We start from the raw sequence: 25,817 nt of genomic DNA, 5'->3' as shown, positions 1-25,817 counted from the left end.
GCAACGCATGAACGTCTCCTCCTGGTCAATCAAAAATCCGATTCCGGCCGTCATGCTCTTCGTGCTGCTGACGTTCGCCGGCATGCTGTCGTTCAAGGCCATGAAAGTGCAGAACTTTCCCGACATCGACCTGCCGACGGTGACGGTCTCGGCGTCGCTGCCGGGCGCCGCGCCCGCCCAGCTCGAGACGGAGGTAGCCCGCAAGCTCGAAAACTCCATTGCCACCGTGCAGGGGCTCAAACACATCTACACCAAGGTGCAGGACGGCGGCGTGACCGTGACCGCCGAATTCCGGCTTGAAAAGCCGGTGCAGGAAGCCGTGGACGACGTGCGTGCGGCCGTTTCGAAGGTGCGCAGCGAATTGCCCGGCGACGTGCGCGATCCGGTTGTCAGCAAAATGGACCTGGCCAGCCAGCCGGTGCTGGCCTTCACCATCAGCTCGCCGCGCATGGACGAAGAGGCGCTGTCCTGGTTTGTTGACAATGAAATTTCCCGCAAGCTGCTGGCGGTGCGCGGCGTCGGTGCGGTCAATCGCGTGGGCGGCGTCTCGCGCGAAGTCCGCATCGCGCTGGACCCTTCGAAGCTGCAGGCCCTGGGCGCCACGGCTTCCGACATTTCGCGCCAGCTGCGGCAGGTGCAGACTGAAAGTGCGGGCGGACGCGCAGACCTGGGCGGCAGCGAGCAACCCATGCGAACGCTGGCAACGGTGAAGTCCGCGCAGGAACTGGCACAGCTGGAGCTGGCGCTCAGCGACGGTCGGCGCATACGGCTCGACCAGGTTGCCACCGTCACCGACACCACCGCCGAGCCGCGCGCGGCCGCGCTGCTTGATGGCAAGCCGGTCGTGGGGTTTGAGGTATCTCGCAGCCGGGGTGAAAGCGAAGTGACCGTGGGTGCGGCTGTGCAGGCCGCGCTGGCCGCACTCAAACAGCAATACCCTGAAGTGGAAGTCCACGAGGCTTTTAACTTCGTGAATCCGGTCCAGGAGGAATATGACGGCTCCATGCACCTGCTCTACGAAGGCGGCATCCTGGCTGTGCTGGTGGTGTGGCTTTTTCTGAGGGACTGGCGAGCCACGTTCGTGTCAGCGGTCGCATTGCCGCTCTCGGTCATCCCGGCCTTTATCGGAATGCACCTGCTCGGGTTTTCCATCAACGTCATCACGCTGCTCGCGCTGTCGCTGGTGATCGGCATCCTGGTCGACGATGCCATCGTCGAGGTGGAAAACATCGTGCGGCACTTGCGCATGGGCAAGTCGCCCTACGAAGCCGCCATGGAAGCGGCTGACGAAATCGGGTTGGCGGTGGTGGCCACCACCTTCACGCTGATCGCGGTTTTCCTGCCCACTGCCTTCATGAGCGGTGTGGCCGGCAAGTTTTTTAAACAGTTCGGCTGGACGGCCTCACTCGCGGTGTTTGCATCCCTGGTGGTAGCGCGGGTGCTGACCCCCATGATGGCGGCCTACATTCTGAAGCCCATGGTCGGCACCCATGCCGACCCGAAGTGGATGACCACCTACATGCGTGCCGCCGCCTGGTGCATGAAGCACCGGGTGGCAACCATGGCGGCCGCCACAATCTTCTTCTTCGGTTCGGTCATGCTGATTCCGTTGCTGCCAACAGGCTTCATCCCGCCTGATGACAATTCGCAAACCCAGGTTTATATCGAGCTCCCCCCGGGGGCTTCGCTGGCGCAGACCAAAGCCTCGGCGGAGCATGCGCGGCTGCTGATCAGCAAGGTCGAACACGTGAAAAGCGTCTACACCACGATCGGCGGTGGCTCGGCCGGTACCGACCCGTTCGCCATGGCCGGCGCGGCGGAGACGCGCAAGGCCACACTCACGGTGTTGCTGGACGAGCGCAGTGAACGGCCGCGCAAGCAGGGCATTGAAAGCAAGATGCGGACGGCGCTGGAAACCCTTCCAGGCGTGCGCAGCAAGGTCGGGCTGGGTGGCTCCGGCGAGACTTACGTCCTCATGCTGACCGCCGAGGATGCCAATGCCCTGCAAACCGCGGCGCTGGCGATTGAAAAAGACCTGCGAACCATTCCTGGGCTGGGCAATATCTCGTCCAGCGCGAGCCTGGTGCGCCCTGAAATCGCGATCAAGCCGGATTTCGCCCGGGCGGCAGACCTGGGCGTGACCAGTTCGGCCATGGGCGAAACGCTGCGCATTGCCACGGTCGGCGACTACGAAGAGTCGCTTCCCAAGCTCAACCTGTCGCAGCGACAAGTGCCCATCGTCGTCAAGCTCGATGATGCGGCCCGCAGGGATCTCAGCGTGCTGGAGCGCCTTGCGGTGCCGAGCGTCAAGCCGGGCGTGGGCCCGGTCATGCTGGGGCAGGTCGCAACCCTGGAAGTGACCGCCGGCCCGGCGGTCATCGACCGCTATGACCGTTCCCGCAACGTCAAGTTCGACATCGAGCTGTCAGGCCGGGCACTGGGTGATATCACGGCCGCAGTCAAGCTGCTTCCCTCCGTCAAGAACCTGCCGGCGGGCGTCAAGGTGGTGGAGGTCGGCGATGCCGAGGTCATGGGCGAACTGTTTGCCAGCTTTGGGCTGGCCATGCTGACCGGTGTGCTGTGTATTTATATCGTGCTCGTGCTGCTGTTCAAGGATTTCCTGCACCCGGTGACCATTCTTGCCGCTCTACCCCTTTCCTTGGGCGGCGCCTTCGTCGGCCTGTTGATCGCACAGAAGAGCTTTTCCATGCCCTCGCTGATCGGCCTGATCATGCTCATGGGCATTGCCACCAAGAACTCCATCCTGCTGGTGGAATACGCCATCGTGGCGCGGCGCGACCATAACCTGTCGCGCTGGGATGCGCTGCTGGACGCCTGCCACAAGCGCGCGCGGCCCATCATCATGACCACGCTGGCCATGGGCGCGGGCATGATGCCCATCGCCCTCGGCCTGGGCGCTGCCGACTCGAGCTTCCGCTCGCCGATGTCGATTGCCGTGATTGGCGGCCTGATTACCTCCACGGTGCTCAGCCTGCTGGTGGTGCCGGCGGTATTTACCTATATTGACGACCTGGAGCGGCTGATCAAACGCGGGGTCGCGAGATTGCGCGGCCGTCAGACGGTCAGCGAAGTGACTGACGGCCATCCGCCCGCCGAGCCCGTTGCACAACCCGGCGCCAAATAATGCACGTTCCGCGCGATAGCATTTTGTAAAAAGCGACGGGACGTGTAATTTTGCCGACTCTGTAGGCTGGCCATGGGTGTGAAGAGGCGGGTTATCCACACCCGCTCGCTTATACTTGCGGGCTTAGCTTTACATTTCTTAACATGTCAAAACGCGTACTACTTTCAGGCGCCACCGGCCTGATTGGCGGCGAGTTAATGCTTCTTTTGGCCGCGCGCGGCGTTTACAGCACCGCTGTCGTACGCGCCGCTGATGCGAACCAGGCCCGTGATCGCCTCCTGGACCGCTTGCAAAAAAGCGTGCTCTGGAAGCCCGAATTTGCCGAGATGGTGTCCGCCGAAGCCGGCGACGTGATTGAGCCCAATTTTGGCCTCAGCACAGAGGTGCTGCAATCGGCCGATGTCATCCTGCACTCAGCTGCCAGCACCTCGTTCAAGCCAGGCGCCGGGGTATACCCCATCAATATCAAGGCTGCCGAGCAGTTTTCGGGCATCCTGAAAGCGCTGAAACCCTCCCAACGCGGGTTTTTTGTCGGAACGGCGGCGGTGACCACCGAGCCGCGCGGCGTGATCACGGAAGACATGCCGTTTGCAGGTTACGCCAACGACTACATCCGCTCCAAGCGCGATGCCGAAACCCTGCTGCGGGCCAAGGGTTCGCCTTTTGTCAGCCTGCGTCCCGGCATTGTGCTGTCGCGCGGCATTGATGACGCCAAGCTGGCCCGCAACATGCTGTGGTCCATCCCCGTCATGGCCGAACTGGGCGATGTGCCGCTGGATCCTTTAGGCAAACTCGACTTCGCGCCGGTGGACTTCATTGCCAGCGCATTTGCTGAAATGCTGCTCAAGGAGGAGCTTCGCTACGATTGCTATCACGTCTCCACAGGCGAGGATTCGGTAACTTTTGCGGCGTTGGCCGAAGAATTGAAAGCCGGCATGCCCGGCATCGGCAAGATGGTGATGCGCGGCCGGGACTTCGTGCCGGCACCGAAGTTCGCGCGCCAGCGCTGGATGTTCGAAGCGCTGCAGCCGTATCTGCCTTTTTTGACGGCCGACGCGGTGTTCAGCAACGCGCGTTTGCGGTCAGAAATCGGCGCGGCCGCCGTCGCACCTGCGCCCAGCAGTTATCTGGGTGAACTATTGGCCACCTTCAGCCTGTCAGATGCCGTCAGGCAGATGTACACGCCCTGAGGTGGGAAAACAACGTGGTGGCTTTTGTAAAATACCCTATCGGCCCACAGAGGCCGGCTGTCGTATCGATAGTGGGACAATGGCAGTACGCATTACATATGGACTGGTTGGGCGATGAATTCTGATTTGATTAACCTTTTTGCCGAAACATTTGGCATCAGCGAGGACAAGCTGCAGCCTGATGCCACGCTGGAGAGCCTGGGTCTGGACTCCCTGGCAGTCATTGAATTCATGTTCCAGGTCGAAGACAAGTTCGACATCCAGATTCCAGACCAGGCCAATCCACCGCGCACCCTGAGTGAAATGGTTCAACTGATCGAACCTTTGCTGGCATCCGGCAAGCCTGCGGCCTGAGCCCGAGCGGCACCGCCAGTATCGCCATGCGTCGCGTAGCCATCACGGGTCTTGGCGTTGTTTCCCCCATCGGAACCGGCACCCCGGCATTTTTTGAGGCCTTGCTAGCGGCACGTTCGGGCATCCGGCCCATTGATGTGCCCTTTCCCACTGGCACCGAAAGCGTGCTGGGAGGCGCCGTTGAGTTCGATCCCGACCTCCATTTCCCCCGCGCACGGCTGCTGACCATGGACCGGGTCAGCCAGTATGCGTTGGTCGCGAGCCGCGAAGCCATGGCGCAGGCGGGTCTGAGCCAAGCCGGTGACCTGGAACGCAGCTTTGCGCCAGAACGTTTTGGTGTCTCGCTCGGCACCGGCAGCGGTGGGGCCGGCTCCACCGACGTGGCTTACACAGCACTGCTCGAGCAAAAAGTGGCGCGCCTTCGCCCCATGACCGTGGTGCTATCCATGTACAACGCCATTGCCGCCCATGTCTCCATGGAATTCGGCCTCAAAGGCCCGAGCAGCACGGTTTCCAATGCCTGCGCATCGTCTGCCACCTCCATTGGCGACGCCTTCCGGCAGATTCGCCACGGCTATGCCGACGCCATGTTGGTAGGAGGGGCTGAAGCCTTGCTGAACCGCGGCACCATCAAAGCCTGGCAGGCCATGCACACCCTGGCCAAGCCGCATGCCGATGGTGCAGAAACCTCGTGCCGTCCGTTTTCGGTTGACCGCTCCGGCCTCGTACTGGCCGAAGGCGCTGCCATGCTGGTTCTGGAAGATTGGGAAAGTGCCAAAAAGCGCGGCGCCAATATCCTGGCCGAGCTCTGCGGCTACGCATCCACCACCGACGCCCACCACCTGACGCAACCCGACGCGCAGGGCCAGGCACGCGCCATGGCCCTGGCCCTTGCCGATGCGGGACTGCAAACAAGCGATATCGGTTACCTCAATGCCCACGGAACCGCCACCGAGGTCGGTGACGTGGTTGAGACCAACGCCATCAAGCTGGCGTTCGGGGAGCTGGCAGGGCGCTTGCCGATCAGCTCGAGCAAAGGTGTGCACGGACACGCCATGGGCGCCGCCGGCGCCATGGAGTTCATCGCCAGCCTGATGGCCCTGCGCTCCGGGCAACTCCCGCCGACGGCATTTCTGGTGAACCCCGACCCCCGCTGCGATCTGGACTACATTCCGCGGGAGGCACGCGATGCCAAAGGCTTGCGCGCTGTCATGTCCAACTCATTTGCCTTTGGCGGCTCCAACGCCGTGCTGGTGGCAAAGACCGCCTGAGCGCGCCGGCCCGCATCACGCATGGCGGCCGACGCCGGCCCATCAACTGATCATTGGGCAGCGCGAATTTTTTTCACCAATGCGGTGGTCGAATAGCCATCCACAAACGGAATTGCGCGGGCACTGCCGCCGTAGGCCTTGACTGCCGCGGTCTCGGCCAGCGTTTCCATGTCGTAATCCCCGCCCTTGACCAGCAGGTCCGGCTGAAGTTCTCGGATCAATTCAAGCGGCGTATCTTCGTCAAACCAGGTCACCAGGCTGACTGACTCAAGCGCCGCCATCATGGCCGCGCGGTCCTGTTCGTTGTTGAGTGGCCGTTCGGGGCCCTTGCCCAGCCGCCGGGCCGACGCGTCAGTGTTCAGCGCCACCACCAGACTTGCCCCGAGCGCGCGGGCATCGGCCAGATAGGTGACATGCCCGCGGTGCAGCACATCGAACACGCCGTTGGTGAAGACAACCGGGCGCGGCAGGGAAGCCAAACGCTCCCGCGCCTCGTCTCGTGAAACGATTTTTCGCAGAAAGCCGGGGGAGAGGTGTTCGCTGGACATCGGGGGACTTTAACGGAAGGCCTGCGCCACGATCTCGACTTGCAAGCCCCCGTCAAGTTCGGCGCCAACCACAGCCCGTTGCGGCCAGGCACTGCTGTCGTCACCAATCCAGGCCCGCCAGGCGATATCGAGCTGCGGTTTGTGCTGCATGTCCGCCACGAAGATCTGCACGCTGAGCAAGCCGGCGCGGGATGTCCCCGCTTGCAGCAGGTGGGTGTCGAGCATTTCCAGTGTTTGCGAAAGCTGCCCCCGGAAATCCAGGGACGCGTCGCTGGCATTGGCCACCGCAAAAACCTGCGCACCGCGCGCAACCACGCGGCTCCTGCCGCCCGAGGCACTCGGCCATCGGACGTCTTGCATCAGGCGTTGGCGGAGGCTTGCTTGGCGGCGAGGGACTCTGCCAGTTCCTTGCCGATTTCCTTGCGGTAGCGGTTGAGCTCCTGAACGCTTTTGAAGCTCTGGTTCATCAGCAGGCTGAGGTTGTGCAAGATGCGCTCAACCACCTTGCCCTCCCACACCGCGTCAAACTTGATCTGCGTATCCAGCCAGTGCTCAAGCCACTCGGGGTTGGGAAGCCGGCTCTGGATGGTGTCGCGCGGAAACAGGCTTTTATTGACATGGAGATTGGTCGGGTGCAGCGCCTGGGCGGTACGCCGCGCGCTGGCCATGAGGACACCGACTTTGGTGAAAGCGGATTTCGCCTCATTGCCAAAATTATTGATGGCGCGCTTCATGTAGCGCAGGTAAGCGCCGCCGTGGCGAGCCTCGTCCTGGCTGAGCTGGGTGTAAATTTGTTTGATGACGGGTTCGGTGTGCCATTCACTGGCGCGGCGGTACCAGTGGTTCAGGCGGATCTCACCGCAAAAATGCAGCATCAGCGTTTCCAGCGCAGGCGCCGGTTCAAATTCGAAACGCACTTCGTGCAGTTCCTTTTCCGTAGGCGCAAGTTCCGGGCGGAAGCGTTTGAGGTATTCCATCAGCACCAGCGAGTGCTTCTGCTCTTCAAAAAACCAGATCGACATGAACGCCGAAAAATCGCTGTCGTCCTTGTTGTCGCGCAGAAACATTTCGGTGGCAGGCAAAGCCGACCATTCCGTGATCGCATTCATCTTGATGGTCTGGGCCTGTTCATCGGTCAGTTTGGACGCGTCAAAACTCGCCCAGGGGATGTCCTTGTCCATGTCCCAACGGACGGATTCGAGTTGCTTGAACAGTTCGGGATAAAGCATTGGGAGCTCCTTCGAAAGGGATACGCAGATACGTCTGCCTCGGATGTCGTGTCACGCATCCTGGGTACTTGTAACGATTTTAGGCGGCTAATGTGACAACGGGCGATTTATAGGATATTTACCGCCAAATCAGGCTAATTCGGACCCCATTCCGGCGCGTTGCCCCACACCCGCGTTCTTTTTGGTCTGGCGCGGCTACGCCTGTTTCTAAGCCAAGCGGACGGAATCACCTGAATCCGCTGCCGCGGGGGCGGCGTATTGTCAGGGCAATGCCGCACAACACACCCACCGCACGCCATTGGCGCAAAATGAATTGGTCCGATCACACCCCGGAGTGAACCCATGCGAATCGCTACTTTGGTCCCACGCACAGCCCTTCGATGGTTGGTACTTGCCACACTGCCGGCTCACGCTTTGCTGGCCCCTGCCATCGCGCAAGCCGCAGCACCGCAGGAAGCGAGCCCCCCGCCCGCAGCGTGTGCGCCCTTGCTGCAACACCAGTTTTTACGGCTCCAGGACGAGAAACCGCAGTCGCTTTGCCAATACAGCGGCAAGGTCGTGGTGGTGGTCAATACCGCCAGCTTCTGCGGCTTCACGTCGCAGTACAAGGGGCTTGAAGCGCTTTACGCCCGCTACCAGGAACGCGGACTGGTGGTGTTGGGCTTTCCTTCCAATGACTTTTCCCAGGAAACGGGCAGCAACAAGGAGATTGCGGACTTCTGCGAAAACACCTTTGGCGTGAAATTTCCGATGTTCACCAAAACCAGCGTCACCGGGAAGGACGCCAACCCCCTGTTTCAAAAGCTGGCGGCCCGTACCGGCACCGCGCCGCGCTGGAATTTCTACAAGTACGTCATTGCCCGGGACGGCGCCCACGTCGTGAGTTTCAACTCCATGGCCGACCCGGCCAGCGCACTCTTTCTCACAGAAATCGAGAAGCAGCTTGCCGCAAAATAGCAACGAAAAGTGTGCTTTTTTGCAAAGTCCGCAGCGAGTCGCTCTTTACCGGAGTGGGCATTTTTGTGTTTTTTGATGCGGCAAGCGCGCGCATCCCTACCTTGGTTCACGCTCGGTTCCCCCCGGGCTAGCTGCGGTTTCGGCAGCCGGCTCGGCAAGAGGGCCCGGCCGTTTTCTGCCATGGCCCGCGTGCATCCGCAGACACACCCCATACCAACTTGGTTAACAAAAATTTACGTGCCAACGGGTAGGCATGTGGGGAACTCCATGGGACCATGGACGCTCATACCTTGGCAGGTGTAATTTGGTTTGCACCGGCAAGAACAGTTTCATTGTTGCGAAGCCTTCTGAGCCGTCCAGGTTCAGCTGCAATCCCGGGGCGCTCCTCCTCCTCCCTCCCTCCCTCGTTCGCGCCGGGGCGCTTCGCAGCATTTTTATATTCAGGGGTATGCCGGCTAGCGAGACCCGGTGCCCGTCGCCCGTCCGCGATGCTACAGAGTCTGGGTACCCGCGGCCCTCGCCCGCTATCTATTTCATAGCTGCTCGCACTGGCTCCCATTGGGCTTCAAGCGCTTTTCTCTTGAAATATTCCCTGCAGGACACCCCTACACGGTTGACCCATGCTAAATGCGGAGAAAAACCCCGTATGCAGCACCGCTTTATGCATCAAATAGCCGCTAATCCCAATGCTGGTGTGCGCAAGCAGCTATTAAATTAATAGCAAATACCCGCCAGCAAGGTCACGTTGAAAAGCTCAGCGCAACCCTGGGCTGAGTTGAGTGACGACGCCCAGTCGCGTCCGCAGATCAACCCGGCGGAATGCTCTCCGCAAAGCTGGGGCGTTGCATCAGCTTGTCTTGCAGCCGGGTCAGGTTTGGATACATCTCACGCCAGTTGATCTGCGCAAAGCGCAGGTCGAGATAGCCGAGTGCACAGCCGACGGCCACGTCGGACAGGCTGAAGTGAATGCCGCTGCAAAACGCCTTGTCGCCCAGGCCTGTGCTCATGGCCTTGAGGGTGGCCTCGATCTTGCCCATCTGGCGGTCGATCCAGGGGTCGCTGCGCTGTTTCGTGTGGCGGCCGGACCAGGTGGCCTCGAGGCGTGCCAGGATGGCGGCGTCCATGAGGCCGTCAGCCAGGGCTTCCCAGGTTTTGACTTCGGCGCGTTCGCGGCCTTGCGTGGGAATGAGTTTGCCGACGGGAGACAGGGTGTCGAGGTATTCGACGATCACGCGGGAGTCAAACACGGCTTCGCCGCCTTCCATGACCAGGCAGGGCACCTTGCCCAGCGGGTTCGATGCCTGGATGGTGGTGTTGGCTGCCCAGACGTCTTCCAGGATGAACTGGTAGTCGAGTTTTTTCTCGGCCATGACGATGCGCACTTTGCGCACATAGGGGCTGGTAGCGGATCCGATGAGTTTCATGATGGGTGTGAGATCGTGGTCCGAGGGGAAGAGCATTCTATCGAGTAAGCCCACAGCCCCGGCTGACGGCGGGTAAAGCTTCTCAAATATGCACATATTGCGGGTAGCCGGCCTCGGGCTGGAACACTCAGGGCGGTAAGGCCTCCGGCCTACAATTGGCGGATGAGCTCTTCCCCTCCTTTTTCCACCATTAATGCGCTGTCCCCGCTGGACGGCCGCTACGCGAGCAAACTGAACCAGTTGCGCCCCCTGATGTCCGAGCAGGGCTATATGCACCGCCGCGTGCAGGTGGAAGTGGCCTGGTTCATCGCGCTTTCCGATGCCAAATTTGCGGAGTTCAAGCCGCTGAGCCCCGGCGCCCGCACGTATTTGTTGGGTCTGGTCAAAAACTTCTCGGAAACCGACGCCTCGGCCATCAAGGACATCGAAAAAACCACCAACCACGACGTGAAAGCGGTCGAGTACTGGATCAAGTCGAAGTTTGAAGCCCGGCCGGAGCTGCAGGGCGCCAGCGAATTTGTGCACTTTGCCTGTACCAGTGAGGACATCAACAACACCAGCCACGCGCTGCAGCTTAAAAGCAGCCGCGACCTGGTGGTGTTGCCGGCGCTCGATAAAGTCATTGCGCAGCTGCGCGAAATGGCCCACATCTACGCCGAAGAACCCATGCTCAGCCGCACGCACGGCCAGACGGCCAGTCCAACCACGGTCGGCAAGGAAATCGCCAACGTGGTGGTGCGGCTGGCCAATGCCCGCGACAAGATCGCCAGCATCAAGCTGATGGCCAAGATGAACGGCGCGGTGGGCAACTACAACGCCCATCTTTCGGCCTGGCCCGACTTTGACTGGGAAGGCTTCAGCCGCAACGTGATTGAAACGCCCGAGCCGCTGGGCCTGGGCCTGACCTTTCAGCCCTACAGCATCCAGATCGAGCCGCACGACTACATGGCCGAGCTGTTTGACGCCGTGGCCCGCACCAACACCATCCTGATCGACCTGGCCCGCGACATCTGGGGTTATGTGAGCGTGGGCTACTTCAAGCAACGCCTGAAAGACGGCGAGATCGGTTCTTCGACCATGCCGCACAAGGTCAACCCGATTGATTTTGAAAACGCCGAAGGCAATTTAGGCCTGGCCAACGCGCTGCTGCGGCACCTGAGCGAAAAGCTGCCGATTTCCCGCTGGCAACGCGACCTGACCGACTCCACCGTGCTGCGCAACATGGGCGTGGCGCTGGGCTATGCCGTGCTGGCCTACAACTCGATGAGCGTGGGGCTGAACAAGCTCGAGCTCAACCGTGAAGCGCTGAGCGAAGACCTGAACAGCTCATGGGAAGTGCTGGCCGAGCCGATCCAGACAGTGATGCGGCGTTACGGCGTGCAAGGCGCTTACGAGAAGCTCAAGGAAGTCACGCGCGGCAAAACCGTGAAGGCGGAAGACCTGCACGCGCTGATCCGTTCGCTGGAAATTCCCGAAGCGGAAAAAGAACGCCTGCTGAAGATGACCCCTGGCACCTATGTCGGCATGGCGGCCATATTGGCCAAAAAAGTCTAAAAAGCTAGATCCCCCCGTCCAGGCTCACTGCGTGTAGCCTGTTCCCCCCTCAGGGGGCGGCGCCTGTGGCCCGGCTAAGCCGGTTCCACGGCCCCCACTGATGTGGAGTTGAATGCGGCGGTTGAGTTGGGCTCTCCAACCCAGCATGAGCCGCGGGACTGGCTTCGCCAGACCGCAGGCGGGCAGCCCCCTCGGGGGGCAGCGACCCACACGAAGTGGGGGAGCGTGGGGGCTACATATCCCTGCCGCAGGCCCAGCACTGCTCGAAACCACCTTCCACGGTTTCACCGCAGGCGCATAGCCAGCGCCGCTGCGGCATGTTCTGCAGGTTGTCGAGCAACTCCCGGGCGCGGGACTCTTGTTCGTTGTGGGTTAGCCAGACTTCGGGCTGGCACTGGTCGGGCGGCAGCTCACCGGCCACGCTGCCCAGAAAATAGCGTTGCACGCTGGCGGCGATACCGGCGTTCTGCAGCACATCAACCCACAGCGCGGCAATGGCGATATTGGGGGCCCGCGTCAGTCTCAGCATGTTGCCAGTGTAGCGACTTCACTATCAAATTCATAGCTGCTTGCGCTCGCTGTACCTGGGCTGCAAGCCCAAAACGCCTATAGTTTTGGTGTTGAGGCGGGCGCGGTGGCAGCAATGTCCTTCGGCGCATCCCTGGCGCTGTTCTCAAGGGCGCGATCGGCGTAGCGGCCAAATCGCCAGGCCGTGGCCTCCTGCGTGATGCGCCGCCAGGTGCCGCGCTTCTCGGCGGGCGTCATCTCTGGCCAGTGCTGCACTTCGTCAAACGTCCGGCCGCACCCCTTGCACAGGGCGTCCCCCTGGCTGGTGGAGCAGATCGCGATGCAGGGCGTATCGGCTGTCGTGTCGTACCAGGTGCGCCACGCCGCCAGTGCCTTGGGCGGGAAGCTTTTTTCGTCGGCTTCTTCCTCATGGTAAAAAACCAGGAGCGCGTAGACCTCGGCCAGCGCACGCAACTCGGGCGCCAGCGTCACGCCATCGGGCGAGGGCTTTTTGTCACGCCAGTAGTTGATGGCGGCTTCTATATCGGTGATGTGGATGCCGGGCATGGAGCGGTGGGTCTAGGGGGCCGCGGTGAAGCAGCCATGAAGCGCGAAAGTGGCAGCGCCGGGCCGTTCATTATCGGCTAGACGCGCCGGCCTTCCTTTCATGGGGAAATACGGCCGTGCCTCCCTGCCGCGCGGGCAAGTGGCACCCGCGGGTTGCAAAGAATCATTTTTTATTGTCAAATACCCACCCGAAGGGGAGTAACTCCCTCGTTTTGCTGCAATACACGAAAACAGACACCACAGCAAAATCGCTAACAACAAGTCGTCATTACGAAGTTCACACTTCCGGCTTGTTGGGCATGCAGCGACACTGCATGTCGAGCCAGACCTTCGATTGAAACCTGAACAGGTTTGATCGAGGCATTCGCGGCGTCCATTCACGCCGCCCCAAGCCACTCATCACACCCGTTCCGGTTTCTCGAAGCCGGGAATCCGTCGTGCGCCGGCACGCGGATTTCCAAGTCGAAACTTGACATGGAGTGTGAACGTGGAACTATTTACGACCCCCTGGTGGTCCGCCTTGCTGGCGATCATCCTCATTGACCTGGTGCTCGCAGGCGACAACGCCATCGTGATTGCACTGGCCGCACGCAACCTGCCATCCCATTTGCAGAAAAAAGCCATCGTGTGGGGTACGGTCGGCGCGATTGTGGTTCGCTCTGCCATGACTGTGGGCGTGGTGTGGCTGCTTAAAATCCCGGGCCTGATGCTGGTGGGCGGCCTGGGGCTGCTGTGGATTGCCTACAAGCTGCTGGCCGACCAGGGCAACAAGGAACACGATGGTCCTGTCGCCCACACCTTCTGGGGCGCGATGAAAACCATCGTGGTGGCCGACGCGCTGATGGGTGTCGACAACGTGCTCGGCGTAGCCGGTGCGGCGCACGGCTCGTTTGACCTCGTGGTCATCGGGCTGCTGGTCAGCATACCCATCGTGGTGTTTGGCAGCACCCTGGTGCTCAAACTGGTGGAACGCTTCCCCATCATCATCAACCTGGGCTCCGCCGTTCTAGCCTTTACCGCCGCGAAAATGATTGTGAGCGAGCCGCTGCTTGACCCGATCTATGGCGGCCCGGGCACCATGCCCTCGGCCGAAACCCTGCACCTTGCCGCGCAATGGGCCACTTATGCCCTTGCAGTGGCCGGCGTCCTGGGAGCGGGGTGGTGGGCCACACGGCGCTCACGGTCCGCACGGAATGCCGACCTGATCCCGCACTGAAACCAGCAATCCCGTGGGGCCTTGAGCCCCCTTTGTAGCCAGCGAGCTTTCTAAAACGACGACAACTTAAGGAGAACTTTATGGACAACATCATTGTGTACATCGACGATGCCTCATATGCCCTGCAGATGCTGCAACCCATGCTGCCCACCGGCCAGTCCCGCAGCCCCACCCGCTGGATCGTGGTCGGCTGCGCGCCCCGCGTGACGCACCGCGTCAGCAAATGGGTCACTCACAGCGCGCGTGAAAGCTGGCGCGGCAAGTGGGCTGAAAAGGTATTTGCACAACTGACGCCCGTTTTGCAAAAAGAGGGTGACGCAGTGCTCACCCAGCTGGCCCAGGCCGCGCTCATCACGCAGACCGAAAGCCTCATCAAACAGTACGGCGCCGCACGGGTGCTGGACGCGCGCCGGCCGAAGTTTGGCCAGGACATGCAACCCGTTACGGCATCGCAAGCCCAGGAAAGCCACGGCATCCTGGGGTACGCCACCGCGCTGGCCGGCGCCGGGCTGCTGGTGGCAAGCGACTGACCGTGTGGCTCCAGCGCTGGCGGAGTTTGGCCGTAGGCCTACGCCAGAGCCAAACGCCGCGGCGTCGAGTGGCGAGAGCGGGCTGTCAGCAGCCTCTCGTCAGGCACCCTGTCCGCCCGGCCTTTGACTGGGCTGCTTCGGGCGGGCCAAGTGGTATTCTTTCCTTATGAAACTAATCCTCAAATGGCTTTTAAGTGCAGCGGCCTTACTGGCTGTTGCCTACCTCTACCCCGGAGTGGTGGTAACCAGCTTTACCGGAGCGCTGGTCGCTGCAGCAGTGCTGGGGGCCCTCAACATGGTGGTGCGCCCTATCCTGGTTCTGCTGACGCTGCCGGTCACGCTGGTGACGCTGGGCCTGTTCCTGTTTGTCATCAACGCACTGATGTTCTGGGCTGCGGCCGGCCTGATTGACAGCCTGAAAGTCACGGGGTTTACCGCCGCACTGATAGGCTCGCTGATTTACTCGGTGCTGCAGCTAGCGATCGATTTTGTCCTGGAGCGCCTGCTCTTTAACAAGTGACTCCGTCTGGCGGGTTCGCGTGTCAAGGATGGAGCCTTCCACATAGTCTGCGCTGCCCGGGCTCGTGCGCATCAGCCCCTGTGCCGCTTTGAAGCGGTCTAGCGCGGCCGAATAGTCCAGCTGGGCAGCGCGGCTTTCCGCGTCAGCCCGGATCGCCCGGACTTGCTGGTTCTGCTTTCCGTAGGCTACCGCGAGCAGCTGCCAGGCCATCGCGTCCTTGGGATGGACGGCCACCCAGCTTTGCAGTCGACCCGAGACTTCCGGCGCGCGATTGGCGGCCATTAAGGATTGCGATTGCAGCAACACCTCTGCGCGCGATGTTGCTTTGGCAATATCGGTTGACGCGGCCGTCGAGGGAACAACTCCGGCCAACAGGTCAATTTCAACCGCCAGCAAATCCACCGCATTGACGAGCTGCGGAGCATCCACCGGGGCAAGAGGTTTGAGCCGGCTCAACAAGCTTTTGGCAGTGGGAAAGTCACGCAACTGGGCAGCGGCAAATGCGCCGCCGTACAGTGCCCCCGCATCACGCACGTTGCCAGGTGTAGCCGGTGACTGCAAAGGCCCTGTCGGCGCGGCACCCCGTTGCGCCTCGGCCACCATGGTGCGCAGCCCATCGACGCCAGGAGCCGCCAGAATGCGTGCCCGCGACGCCATCATGGCATGAAGCACGCGCGCCTTGGCGGAGTCAATTTCCTTTTCATGCGAGGGCTTTGCGGCGTCTGCCGACGACAGCTGCACGCGCGCACGCGCCTCGGCAATTCGTTCGGTCGTCAAGGGGTGCGACCTCAGGTAGGGAAAGGATCCGTTGTCGTTCAGGCGTGAGGCCTGTTGGAGTTTCTCGAACATGGCCGAAACGCCCCGGCTTTCAAATCCGGCATCGGTCATGACCCCGAAACCCACGCGATCAGCCTCCCGCTCCATGTCCCTGGAGAAGTTGAGTTGGTTCTGCATCGCAACCGCCTGCCCGCCGACGATGGCGGCGTTGCCAGCACTGCTGCTCTTCCCGGCTGCCAGAACGCCGAGGATCATGGCGGCAATCATCCAGGGGGTCTGGCGCGACTGCTGCGTCAGCATGCGCGCAATGTGCCGCTGCGTGACATGGCTGAGTTCATGGCCCATCACCGCAGCCATTTCGTCTGCACTGCTCACCGCCGCCATCAAGCCCAGATGCACACCGAAATAGCCACCGGGCAACGCGAAGGCATTGATACTGCGGTCCCGGATCATGAAAACCTGCCACGCAAACCGTTCATCGAGCTCGGCATTCAGTTCACCCCGAGCCTTTGCGGCAGCCACCAGCGGCAACCAGATGCTTTGAAGGTAATCGCCCAGCACCGGATCGTCAATGTAGTCGGGGTCACGGTAGATGCTGACAGCAATGCGGTCTCCGATGCGACGTTCTGCGGCGGCTGCCAGGTCGGAGGTTTCACCCAGCGAGGGTAATGAACCCGTCGTTCCCCCGCTGACACCGGTCGGCACTTGAGCGAGGCACAAATGCGCTGACGTAGTCAGTGCCACGACACCCAGCGCAAGTCGGCTTATGGCGAGACTTCGCTTTAAATGCTTGGGTTCAGAATGGATCGATGGGTACAAAAGCGATCACCTCTGCGGTGCGAGCGTCCAAGAGGACGGTCCAGAACGTCTGCCGGCCCACCAGGGGAAGATACGCAATGGTATCCGGCGGCCGCTGCTGTCCCAGAGCAGATCTCAAGGCTGTGTCGATGTCGGCAACCCGGCCGGGGAAACGGGCCTTCAATTCAGACACCGGATGTGCACGTTTGAGCACTTCTGGCTTGGCCTGCTCATAGCTTTGCCAGAGCCCAGGCCGGGCACCCAACGACGCGCCCTCAACGGCGGCCATGGTCGCTTCAAAACCTTCCTGGGAAGTTTTGAAAGCACGTATGGAAAGCAACGTAGGCCCCATGAGAGGAAGACGCTGCAGTCCCGGAGGGGCCAGATGCATTTCCTCCGATGGGATATCGACGGCGTGAACCACCCGGAAACGATCAATCTCAAACACCAGATGTACCGGCCTGGCAATGGCAACGGTCCATAAACCATACGACAATGCGGCCAATTGCAGCACACCAATGACGGCCAAATCCCGGCGCAGCTCCTTCAGGGGCTTCTTGCGGTTAAAAACGGTCAGCGTCAGCAGGGGCCCCATGACCACATCCACCGCGATCACAATCAAAAACAATTCGCGGCCGCCAGAGATTTCGCGGTAAGGGTAGGGATACCACACGCCAAAAACCAGCAAGGCAGCCAGCAAGGCAATCAACAAACTAATTCCGAAATGAATACCAGCGGCCGTTAGCCGCGCCTTCAAAGAGCTTTGGTTCACAAACATGGTCTTATGATGAGGGATGGTTGTAAAGGTTTTGTAACAGCATGACATCTTCTTCACCGCTCACCCACTTTGACGACCAGGGCCAGGCGCACATGGTCGACGTCGGGGCCAAGACGGCTACGCACCGCATTGCAATAGCGCAGGGCCGTATCGTAATGAATCCAGCCACGCTGTCCATTATTCTTCAGGGCACCGCGAAAAAAGGCGACGTACTGGGAATCGCACGTGTTGCCGGAATCATGGCGGCGAAAAAAACGAGCGACCTGATTCCACTGTGCCATCCATTGGCTTTGACTCGGGTGGCCATCGATTTCACCCCGGATGAGGAGAGTTCTTGCATTGCCTGTTCAGCCACAGTAGAAACCATTGGCCCAACCGGCGTTGAAATGGAGGCACTGACTGCGGTCCAGATTTCGCTATTGACCATCTATGACATGTGCAAAGCAGCAGATCGAAGCATGATCATTACCGACGTGCATGTGCTTGAAAAGCATGGCGGTAAATCAGGTAGTTTTGTCCACGGAGCGTTATAGCGTGGCTCCGCCTCTCACTTCTGCCGCTCCCCTCAATGGAGTTCCGATAGTGGATTTATTGTTTTGCCGCGTCCATTGTGCATATTCCATTGGGAAAGCGGCCCTGTAGCGCGCCAGATGTTCGACGGCTACATCGTCGAAACCGAGCATTACCGCACTTTCAATAAGCTTTTCAATAACGCGTGGCTCCGGTGAATAGTGCAGCAGTGCGCTTGCCGTATTGAATGTCCACATGGCGTTTGCAGGTGTCAGCGGTGTGAGCGACATCTGGGCAAAGCGCACCTGATCTGCAAATAACCACGAGTTCTCAACTTTTGCCAGCGTATCGCTGCGATAGGCCATGGCTCGGTCATCAACGGGAAGATAGATCTGGCTGACGCGGCGGTAATCCCACGCGGTATAGATAGCGGCAATTAGCAGAAGGGCACCCAGCAATGGCATGCCTACAGCTGATAGGCGACCCGTTGCTGATGACTTTGACCGTTGCACCGAAATCGGAGCCCCATCGTCGCGCCGCCAGAGCATTGCGATGCAAAGGCAAAAGGCCATCAGGAATGGGCCGTACCAGAGCGGATATTCGAGCATGCTGTGGAGCAAAATCACAAAAAGCACAGTCCATGCAAGTTGGCGTGTCGGATGAGTTTCACGCCATGGCGTACGCTGGATCATCCAGTATAGAAAGGCGCCACAAGCAAGTGACGAAGCGGGAAGCCCCAACTCGACAGCAAGTTGCAAAGGTAAATTGTGTGCGTTGTCGAGTATTTGACAGAATCGCGGGCCTTGGTAGGCGGTGATGTAATGCGCGTAATCCAGCTCACCCCATCCCCAACCAAACCACGGCTTCTGGCCAATGAGACTCAACACATTCGACCAGAGCGTCAAACGACTAACGCAAGGTTCATCGCCGGCCAGAAATCGCGCCGCCGCACCGTAAACAGATGGGTCCAGTCCGACAACCCATGGCAGGAAGAGTATGCCCAACACATACACAACTGCGGATACCCACAATAACCATCGAGTGGGGGATGTTCGCCCTCCCCCCCAATACCACCACAATCCAGCCACCAAAAACAACTGCACCATGCCGGTACGGGAGGAAGAGGCGGCATTGCCCAACGCAAGTACCCCAGCGCCAAAGACAAGCAAGCGCTGGCGATCAGGCTCCACAGCCGAAGTAAAGCGCTCCGCATCCCTCACCGACCACCAGATCACCGCGGCCAAGGCAATATTGGTTAGGGTGGCAAATTGATTGCGCTGGCGCAAATTCGCAAAGGCCTCACCCAGGCCTGCTTTGGCCACCCAGGGAGCGAGAGCATCGGCGTGGCCTGAGTATTGCAACAGGGCAAAGACGCAGCTGATCGTCCCCGCCAGAATCCAGGCCCGGGAAACCGGAACGGCCCAATGCAGGCCGAACGGAGCGTCATCGCCCACTTTATTGATATTCGGCGAAAGGGCTCGAAGAGCAATTAATCCAGCACTGGCAGCGAGGCTTATCAGCAATGGATAAACATTCGGTGATGGACCTGCGGCGAATGGATTGAGCCACGGCAAGGTAACTAAAAAAATTACGAGGGTATGGTGCATGTACAACTGGGTGACCTAAACGCCGCGCCTACTGCCTCTTATGATTTCGCCGCACACGCTGACTGTCAGGGTGTTAGCACCTTAGCCAACTCAGGGTATTGTTGCTGCCGCTCCCGTAGAACATCGACAGCAGCCTGATAGTAGAACGCACCATACATGCCGCGAATCACGGCCATTTCACGGGTCGCTCCTTCCGGGTCACCATTCAAACCCAAGGCCAAGGCGTAACGCACCGCCAAAGCCCCATAAGGGAACCGAAGTGATGTTTTGCGCAGATTTTCGATGTCCTGCTCGTTCATTCCTGGGGTCGGTTGTTGCCGACCGGCATTGAGCATTGACCCCATGTGTGAAAGCATCCATATATGTGGAACTTCATAATCCGCAGGGGTTTTCCCAACGCGTAGGTTTTCAAAGCGCACGACCCTGAAGTCTTCCTCAATAAGAAAGTACTCGTAAACCATATAGGTTCCAAGGACAAACCATATGCCCAAAGCGGCACCCACCCAGCGAAGATCAAGCCTCTTGGTTTTTTGGTCTGGGAGCGACCCTTCGACCACGCCAACCATTAATCCGGCAGCCAGTAAAAAATAGGAATAGGCAAACGGAAACTCGACCATGCTGTGTATTGCTACAGGCAGCAGGACAGCCATTGCGTAAACAGCATTGGAGTCTTTTGCCATTTTGATGCGCTTTGCGAACCACCAGGCAATTGCAGCGGTCAAAAGCGCGCCCAGCGGTACGCCGTTCCACGCCAAAAGATCGAGAACTGCGTTATGCGCATAACTGAATGTGAGACTTCCCGGTACAGCGATGCTGCCTGCAGCATGGGCAGTCGGTGTTTGATTCCATCCATAGCCAATCCAAGGCGACTCCGCTATGCCTGCGAGCATCTGGCGCCACATGATTGAGCGGGCTCCGTCGGTAAAGCGCACGCCACCGCGAGAATTACTTAACAGCAGTACCTCATGGATATATGGCAGCGCAAAAACAGCTACCGCGAACATCAGTAGCCAGATCAAAACATGTTTTGTCGGCAAGCGATAGGTGTCGGCTTTGTTTTTGTAGACGAGAAATATTGCTACTACCAACGCACTGAGCATACCGGCGCGCGATTGGCTTAACACCAGCGCTATTGTCATAAAGCCGATGCCCGCAAACAGCCCGGCTTGGCCAATGCGCCTGCGTTCAAACGTCCAGACCAAGCATGCCATGCCCATGAGCATGAGGGTCGCAAGCTGGTTTGGCTGGCCAAGGTTGCCCATGGCGCGATTATTTTCATCATCTGCTTGCACGAGATAAACAGTGAAGATTTCGGTAAGGCTGAGCCACTGAAGTAATCCGATTGCGGCGGAAACCAGCGCGACCAGCCAAAGCGTGTAGAAGATCGGCGTCAGTACCTTCGTGGAATCGCGTTCGTCGACGGTATAACTATAGCCAAGCCATATTGCGGCACTTAGCGAACCAAGAAACAGCGAAGTCACCAAGGCATCGCCGGCAAAAAAACTGATTCGCAGCAGATATTGCATCCACGGTATCAGTGCCAAGGCAATCACGAAAAATACGGCGCGAGGCGCTTTAGCTGATGAGCCCGCTACACCGAGGCACCGACTCGCCAGCATTAGCCCAACGCCTAGCAACGCCAGGGTTTCGGAATGGAAATTAACCCATGGCCTGTAGTGATCGTAAGCCAGCCAAGCCCAGCCAAAAAAAAGAATTCCGAAAGCGTGTAAAAGAGAAGTGACCATAAAAAAAGCGGCCAGAGCCGCTTTCTTGATATTTAAAAATATGCAATGAATTAAAGTGCGCGGCACGAGCCTGGCAAATACTTTGGCAACACAGGGCTGGTAGCGCCAGGGCCACAAATCCATGAATTGATGGTTCCACCCACAGCTGGTGGAGTGCACGTAGTAAATGTCGTCTGCGTAGCTGCATTACACGCCGCGAGTCGTACAGTACCGCCAGCAGCACCGTTAGCCGCATTGTTCATGGCTTGCGTTGTCACAGTGATAACTGCATTACCAACGACTGGCGTAGCGGCCAACGCACTGGTCATTACCGTTGCAACGTACTTGGTTCCCGAGGCAGCAATGGATTGCTCACAACCCCAGCCGTTCGCAACGATAGTCGTTCCGGACGAAGCAGATTGAATGGTTTCAGTCATGCTGGTACGACACTGCGATGCAGCCAGAATTGCTTCCGACATTTTCGCACGTACGGTGTAATCTTGATATGCAGGCAGAGCCACTGCAGCCAAGATACCGATAATCGCCACGACGATCATCAATTCGATCAGAGTAAAACCCTTTTGAATGGAGTGCGTCATAAATTCCACTTGAGTAAAAGTCTACCAAAGGCCAAACCGACGAATGTCAAATAATATAGACAATCAGCGGGACAAACTGCTTTTCGCAAGCTTTCGATAAAAAAAGCGGCCATAGCCGCTTTTTTTTGAACTATCTCAAAGTGCGCGGCACGAGCCTGGCAAATATTTTGGCAACACAGGGGTGGTATTGCCAGGGCCACAAATCCACGAATTGATGGTTCCGCCCACAGCTGGTGGAGTGCACGTAGCAAATGTCGTCTGCGTAGCTGCATTACACGCCGCGAGCCGTACAGTACCGCCAGCAGTGCTGTTAGCCGCATTGTTCATGGCTTGGGTTGTCACAGTGATAACCGCATCGCCAACAGCTGGCGTGGCAGCCAAGCCGCTGGTCATGACCGTTGCAACATACTTGGTGCCCGACGCAGCAATTGACTGCTCACAGCCCCAACCATTAGCCACGATGGTGGTGCCCGAAGATGCGGACTGGATTGTTTCAGTCATGCTGGTACGGCATTGTGAAGCCGCCAGAATGGCTTCAGACATCTTCGCACGGACGGTGTAATCCTGATAAGCAGGCAAAGCCACCGCAGCCAGAATACCGATAATCGCCACGACGATCATCAACTCGATCAGGGTAAAACCCTTTTGGATTGAACGTTTCATAAAAACTCCTTGGTTAAAAAATAGCTAAGTTCAAATGCAGTTTTTGTGCCACGTCAAAGAGGCTGCTTTTCCGTGATTTTTCGGCCGCAAAAGGCCATGAACTTACCTTTTTGGCTTGCGTCTTTAAATTCAACGACATTTTTGTCACTTGATGCAGACGGATCGGACCATCTTCAGGTCTGTCAGCCCCATCAGCACTTTTTCCATGCCGTCCATTTTCAGCGTTCGCATGCCGCTATTCACCGCACTGGCGAACAGATCTGCCACACGGGCGCGCTCCTGAATGAGTTTTTTGGCTGCTTCGTCGGCAATCATCAGCTCATGCAAGCCAATCCGCCCTTTGTAGCCGGTTTTATTGCACTTGTCACAGCCAACCGCGCGGTACAGCGTTAGCTTGTCGTCTTTCCCATAGCGCTCCATCCAGTCTTCATAAAGCTTTTGCGACTCACCGCCGGGATCAGCTTTCCAGGCTTCGGTATGGCGCAGCTCCTCTGAGTATTCCTTGATGAAATCTTTGACTTCCTGGGCACTGGGCTGGTACGCCTCTTTGCAATCACACAGTTTTTTGGCCAATCGCTGAGCCAGGATGCCCAGCAACGCATCTGCGAAATTGAAGGGGTCCATGCCCATATCCAGCAGCCGCGTGATGGACTCGGGCGCTGAATTGGTATGCAGCGTGGAAAAAACCATGTGCCCCGTCAATGAGGCCTCCACACCCATCGCCACCGTTTCTTTGTCTCGGGACTCACCGACCATGATGATGTCTGGGTCAGCTCGCAAAAAAGCCCGCATGACCAGGGCGAAGTCTATGCCCGCTTTCCTGTTGATTTGTACCTGGCGCAACCCTTTTTGGGTAATTTCCACGGGATCTTCGGCGGTCCAGATTTTGGTATCGGGGGTATTCAAGAACTTCAGGATGGAATGCAGCGTGGTGGTTTTTCCGGAGCCAGTGGGCCCACACACATAAAACAATCCGTAGGGCTTGGAAACCGTTTTTTCAAGCCGCTCCTTGTTGTGCGCAGTCAGGCCCAGTTTTTCGAGCGGAATCGGTTCCCCGGCCGCAAGAATACGCATGACCACATCTTCCACCCCCCCCGCAGAAGGGATGGTTGCGACACGCAATTCAATGTCCAGCGGCCCATATTTCTTGAACTTGATCTTGCCGTCTTGCGGTTTTCGCTTTTCGGAAATGTCGAGATCGCACATGATCTTGAGTCGCGTGACCATGGCTTGTCGAAACTGTGCCGGCACTTCGATGTAGGGCTGCAAGGTACCGTCAATACGAAAGCGAATGCCGGTTTTGGCTTTACCGGGCATGGGCTCGATATGGATGTCCGAGACCTTTTGGTTGTACGCGTCAATGATGACCTTGTTGACGAATTTAACCAGTTCGTTGTCCGCCGCGGCGGATTCCAGCGAAGAATCGTCACTGGAATCACCATCAAGCGGAGAGTCCATGTCCGCGAGCAGTTGGTCGATGGAGCTGCCTTCTGCCACTGCACCAAACAGCTGCCCCAGCGTTTCCTCGAATTCAGTCTGTGTCGTCACCCTGTAGGAAAACTTGGAGACTCTCGAGAAGACCTGTGGCACTACACGCGCGCCCCGAACGGCTTCCGGATCCACACACATGACGACCAAGCCATCGGTGGTCTCTTCCAGGGGGATCCAACCTTGCTGCTCAATGAAGTCGCGCTTTAGCGCCCCATGCAACATTTCAGAACGTATGCGCCCGGAGTTGAATGGTTCGTACGCCACACCGAAAAATTTGGCAAGCGAAGCACCGATCTGCGTAGGGCGAATATGGAAATTGGCCATCAACATGTGTTCGACCGATCTCCCTTCGTCACGCGCCTGGACAATGCATTGCTGCAGTTCATCCTGCGATAGCACGCCCTCTGTCACCAGACCATCGTACTTGGTGGCCTTGCGCCTTTGGCTCTCGCCTGCTTTTTGCATGCGCTGGCGTATCGCGATGCCAAGGGTTTTGCACAGCTGGAGTGCGCCATCCTCCTCAAGTTTTCCAAAAGGCTGGTCGCTTCGGTTATTGATGACCTGAAGCACGCCATACAGCGTATCTCCATCCATGACAGGCGCCACCAGCATCTGCTTGGTTCTGTACCCAGAGCGTTTGTCGACCTCCTGGAGAAAGCTCAGGGCGGGATGAATTTTCTTCAGCGCTCCCTCGTCATAGACATCCGCAATGTTGACCATTTGCCGGGACATGGCTACATAGCCCGCGATACTCTGCGCGCTGACAGGGAGTTTCAGGTCGCGGCTGGTGTTGAGGCCCGTTTTGACTTTGGAAACAATGGAGCTGCGATCCTCATTCACTGCGTATAGCGTCAAACGGTCCGCATTAAAGAGCTTGCAAATGTCCTGGCTGGCTTCGAGCATGATCTGCTCGACATTTTCCGTCTCGTGAATCCGGTTGGTGACCAGTTGCAGTTGCCGAAAATACAGAGCCTCGAACGTAACGCCGCGCTCCTGCGGCGGCAGCATTTGCGAGTCAAAAAACTCATCCTCTGGGTCGCGTTCCAATACGGCGCTCATAGCTCAAACTCCTGGCCTGCCCTCAACCACCGGATGTCGTGCGACACATTTTCACCAAATGGACGAGTCTGGTCAAAACGCTGTATCTCGGCCATGATTAGATCTGTCTCGGCCGGCTTGGTGTGGGTAATGTAAATGGGATAGTTATTTCCCCGCTCGATGCAATCAAGCTCGTTGGCCAGTGCATGAGGGGAAAGATGGAGGCTGCGTTTGGCAAGCTCGCGCTCACGATTGCTGAAAGCTGTCTCGATGACGAGCATCGCAACGCTCATCTGATTAATACGAGCCCACAAGGCCGGGTTTTGTTCGGTGTCGCCCGTAAAAATCCAGTACCCTTTTTCTGTGGCCACCGCATAACCCGCCGCGGGGACGGTATGCACGGCAGGGAGCACCTCTATTTGTTTGCCTGCCAACAGCAAGGTTTGTCCAACTTCCAGTGAATGAAAAGTCACAAACGGCGATTCAGGACTGGGAATTCGCGAAAAATCGGGCCAGATGGTATTGTTAAAAATATGGGCCTTCAGCGCATCAATCGTGCCCTGCAGCGCGTGAATCTGGATGGGCACCGTGCGTCGGGCTGCAATGGCATCCACCATGAGCGGTAGTGCGGCCACGTGATCAAGATGCGAATGCGTCAAAAGAACATGGTCGATCCCGGCCATTTCATCCAGGGTGAGGTCACCCACGCCAGTACCCGCATCAACCAGCAGGTCGTTGTCCAGCAAAAAAGACGTGGTTCGGCAGTCCTTGGCAATGGCTCCCGAGCAGCCGAGTACACGTACTTTCATGAGGTTTTCCG

24 protein-coding genes are annotated in these 25,817 nt (G+C 58.7%); 10 read left to right on the top strand and 14 right to left on the bottom strand.

Going from position 1 to position 25,817, the window contains the following annotated elements; all coding sequences use genetic code 11:
• The first annotated feature begins 7 nt into the window (after positions 1-7).
• The 4 genes from ABI546_RS18200 (at position 8) to ABI546_RS18185 (ending at position 5,960) form a co-directional block, all read left to right on the top strand.
• Positions 8-3,145, top strand: a complete 3,138-nt coding sequence (locus ABI546_RS18200; protein WP_348048818.1) for an efflux RND transporter permease subunit — start codon at positions 8-10, stop codon at positions 3,143-3,145.
• A gap of 143 nt (positions 3,146-3,288) precedes the next feature.
• Positions 3,289-4,335, top strand: coding sequence for an SDR family oxidoreductase (locus tag ABI546_RS18195; RefSeq protein ID WP_348048816.1), 1,047 nt, complete (start codon positions 3,289-3,291; stop codon positions 4,333-4,335).
• A 114-nt stretch (positions 4,336-4,449) separates the two neighbouring features.
• Entirely contained in the window at positions 4,450-4,689 is a 240-nt protein-coding gene (locus tag ABI546_RS18190) for a phosphopantetheine-binding protein (protein WP_348048814.1), read from the top strand.
• Between the two features lie 26 nt (positions 4,690-4,715).
• Entirely contained in the window at positions 4,716-5,960 is a 1,245-nt protein-coding gene (locus ABI546_RS18185; protein WP_348048812.1) for a beta-ketoacyl-[acyl-carrier-protein] synthase family protein, read from the top strand.
• A gap of 50 nt (positions 5,961-6,010) precedes the next feature.
• On the opposite strand, the gene rfaE2 is transcribed toward ABI546_RS18185, so the two are convergent.
• Genes rfaE2 through ABI546_RS18170 form a run of 3 tightly spaced genes read right to left on the bottom strand, consistent with a single transcriptional unit; the run spans position 6,011 to position 7,737 of the window.
• The gene (gene rfaE2, locus ABI546_RS18180) at positions 6,011-6,508 is read right to left on the bottom strand and encodes a D-glycero-beta-D-manno-heptose 1-phosphate adenylyltransferase (protein ID WP_348048810.1); all 498 of its coding nucleotides are present in this window, start codon (positions 6,506-6,508) and stop codon (positions 6,011-6,013) included.
• A 9-nt stretch (positions 6,509-6,517) separates the two neighbouring features.
• Positions 6,518-6,868 (bottom strand): Rid family hydrolase, encoded by a 351-nt coding sequence (locus tag ABI546_RS18175; RefSeq protein ID WP_348048808.1) that lies wholly within the window; start codon positions 6,866-6,868, stop codon positions 6,518-6,520.
• A complete protein-coding gene (locus ABI546_RS18170; protein ID WP_348048806.1) occupies positions 6,868-7,737 on the bottom strand; it encodes a ferritin-like domain-containing protein in 870 nt (289 codons plus the stop codon). Before ABI546_RS18170 ends, ABI546_RS18175 begins: the two co-directional genes overlap by 1 nt.
• A 342-nt stretch (positions 7,738-8,079) precedes the next feature.
• On the opposite strand from ABI546_RS18170, the gene ABI546_RS18165 reads away from it, so the two are divergent.
• Positions 8,080-8,694: a glutathione peroxidase gene (locus ABI546_RS18165; protein ID WP_348048804.1), complete on the top strand. Its 615-nt coding sequence runs from the start codon at positions 8,080-8,082 to the stop codon at positions 8,692-8,694.
• 806 nt (positions 8,695-9,500) lie between these two features.
• Here ABI546_RS18165 and ABI546_RS18160 read toward each other — a convergent pair.
• On the bottom strand, positions 9,501-10,118 hold the full coding sequence (locus ABI546_RS18160) for a glutathione S-transferase N-terminal domain-containing protein (protein WP_348048802.1): 618 nt from the start codon (positions 10,116-10,118) through the stop codon (positions 9,501-9,503).
• 162 nt (positions 10,119-10,280) lie between these two features.
• Between ABI546_RS18160 and purB the strand changes: the two genes are divergently transcribed.
• Positions 10,281-11,672, top strand: coding sequence for an adenylosuccinate lyase (purB, locus tag ABI546_RS18155; protein ID WP_348048800.1), 1,392 nt, complete (start codon positions 10,281-10,283; stop codon positions 11,670-11,672).
• Between the two features lie 232 nt (positions 11,673-11,904).
• On the opposite strand, the gene ABI546_RS18150 is transcribed toward purB, so the two are convergent.
• On the bottom strand, positions 11,905-12,201 hold the full coding sequence (locus ABI546_RS18150) for a DUF2007 domain-containing protein (RefSeq protein ID WP_348048798.1): 297 nt from the start codon (positions 12,199-12,201) through the stop codon (positions 11,905-11,907).
• 77 nt (positions 12,202-12,278) lie between these two features.
• Positions 12,279-12,746, bottom strand: a complete 468-nt coding sequence (locus ABI546_RS18145; protein WP_348048797.1) for a DUF3717 domain-containing protein — start codon at positions 12,744-12,746, stop codon at positions 12,279-12,281.
• Between the two features lie 487 nt (positions 12,747-13,233).
• Here ABI546_RS18145 and ABI546_RS18140 point away from each other — a divergent pair, with 487 nt between their 5' ends.
• The 3 genes from ABI546_RS18140 (at position 13,234) to ABI546_RS18130 (ending at position 15,012) form a co-directional block, all read left to right on the top strand.
• Positions 13,234-13,962: a TerC family protein gene (locus ABI546_RS18140; RefSeq protein WP_348048796.1), complete on the top strand. Its 729-nt coding sequence runs from the start codon at positions 13,234-13,236 to the stop codon at positions 13,960-13,962.
• Between the two features lie 80 nt (positions 13,963-14,042).
• Positions 14,043-14,492, top strand: coding sequence for a hypothetical protein (locus ABI546_RS18135; protein WP_348048795.1), 450 nt, complete (start codon positions 14,043-14,045; stop codon positions 14,490-14,492).
• Between the two features lie 166 nt (positions 14,493-14,658).
• A complete protein-coding gene (locus tag ABI546_RS18130; RefSeq protein WP_348048794.1) occupies positions 14,659-15,012 on the top strand; it encodes a phage holin family protein in 354 nt (117 codons plus the stop codon).
• Here the strand turns inward: ABI546_RS18130 and ABI546_RS18125 are convergent.
• The gene (locus ABI546_RS18125) at positions 14,968-16,527 is read right to left on the bottom strand and encodes a M48 family metalloprotease (protein WP_348048829.1); all 1,560 of its coding nucleotides are present in this window, start codon (positions 16,525-16,527) and stop codon (positions 14,968-14,970) included. The genes ABI546_RS18130 and ABI546_RS18125 overlap by 45 nt on opposite strands.
• A 58-nt stretch (positions 16,528-16,585) precedes the next feature.
• Complete coding sequence (gene tfpZ / locus ABI546_RS18120; protein ID WP_348048792.1) at positions 16,586-17,365, bottom strand: TfpX/TfpZ family type IV pilin accessory protein; 780 nt, start codon at positions 17,363-17,365, stop codon at positions 16,586-16,588.
• Positions 17,366-17,406: 41 nt separating this feature from the next.
• On the opposite strand from tfpZ, the gene moaC reads away from it, so the two are divergent.
• Positions 17,407-17,898 carry a cyclic pyranopterin monophosphate synthase MoaC gene (moaC, locus tag ABI546_RS18115; protein ID WP_348048790.1) on the top strand — a complete coding sequence of 164 codons (492 nt, stop codon included), beginning with the start codon at positions 17,407-17,409 and terminating at the stop codon, positions 17,896-17,898.
• Here moaC and ABI546_RS18110 read toward each other — a convergent pair.
• The 6 genes from ABI546_RS18110 to ABI546_RS18085 form a co-directional block, all read right to left on the bottom strand.
• A complete protein-coding gene (locus tag ABI546_RS18110) occupies positions 17,893-19,482 on the bottom strand; it encodes a Wzy polymerase domain-containing protein (RefSeq protein WP_348048788.1) in 1,590 nt (529 codons plus the stop codon). The genes moaC and ABI546_RS18110 overlap by 6 nt on opposite strands.
• Before the next feature lie 65 nt (positions 19,483-19,547).
• On the bottom strand, positions 19,548-21,350 hold the full coding sequence (locus tag ABI546_RS18105) for a Wzy polymerase domain-containing protein (RefSeq protein ID WP_348048786.1): 1,803 nt from the start codon (positions 21,348-21,350) through the stop codon (positions 19,548-19,550).
• Positions 21,278-21,805, bottom strand: coding sequence for a pilin (locus ABI546_RS18100; RefSeq protein ID WP_348048784.1), 528 nt, complete (start codon positions 21,803-21,805; stop codon positions 21,278-21,280). Before ABI546_RS18100 ends, ABI546_RS18105 begins: the two co-directional genes overlap by 73 nt.
• 135 nt (positions 21,806-21,940) lie before the next feature.
• Entirely contained in the window at positions 21,941-22,468 is a 528-nt protein-coding gene (locus ABI546_RS18095; RefSeq protein WP_348048783.1) for a pilin, read from the bottom strand.
• A 144-nt stretch (positions 22,469-22,612) separates the two neighbouring features.
• Complete coding sequence (locus ABI546_RS18090) at positions 22,613-25,018, bottom strand: ATPase, T2SS/T4P/T4SS family (protein ID WP_348048782.1); 2,406 nt, start codon at positions 25,016-25,018, stop codon at positions 22,613-22,615.
• Complete coding sequence (locus tag ABI546_RS18085) at positions 25,015-25,806, bottom strand: 3',5'-cyclic-nucleotide phosphodiesterase (RefSeq protein WP_348048827.1); 792 nt, start codon at positions 25,804-25,806, stop codon at positions 25,015-25,017. The genes ABI546_RS18090 and ABI546_RS18085 overlap by 4 nt, the downstream gene beginning before the upstream one ends.
• Between the last annotated feature and the right edge of the window lie 11 nt (positions 25,807-25,817).

The sequence above is a fragment of the Polaromonas sp. genome, from assembly GCF_039932935.1.
GTDB lineage: Bacteria > Pseudomonadota > Gammaproteobacteria > Burkholderiales > Burkholderiaceae_C > Polaromonas.
The sequence above is the reverse complement of the archived record's forward strand: the minus strand, read 5'-3'. Positions and strand labels throughout refer to the sequence as shown.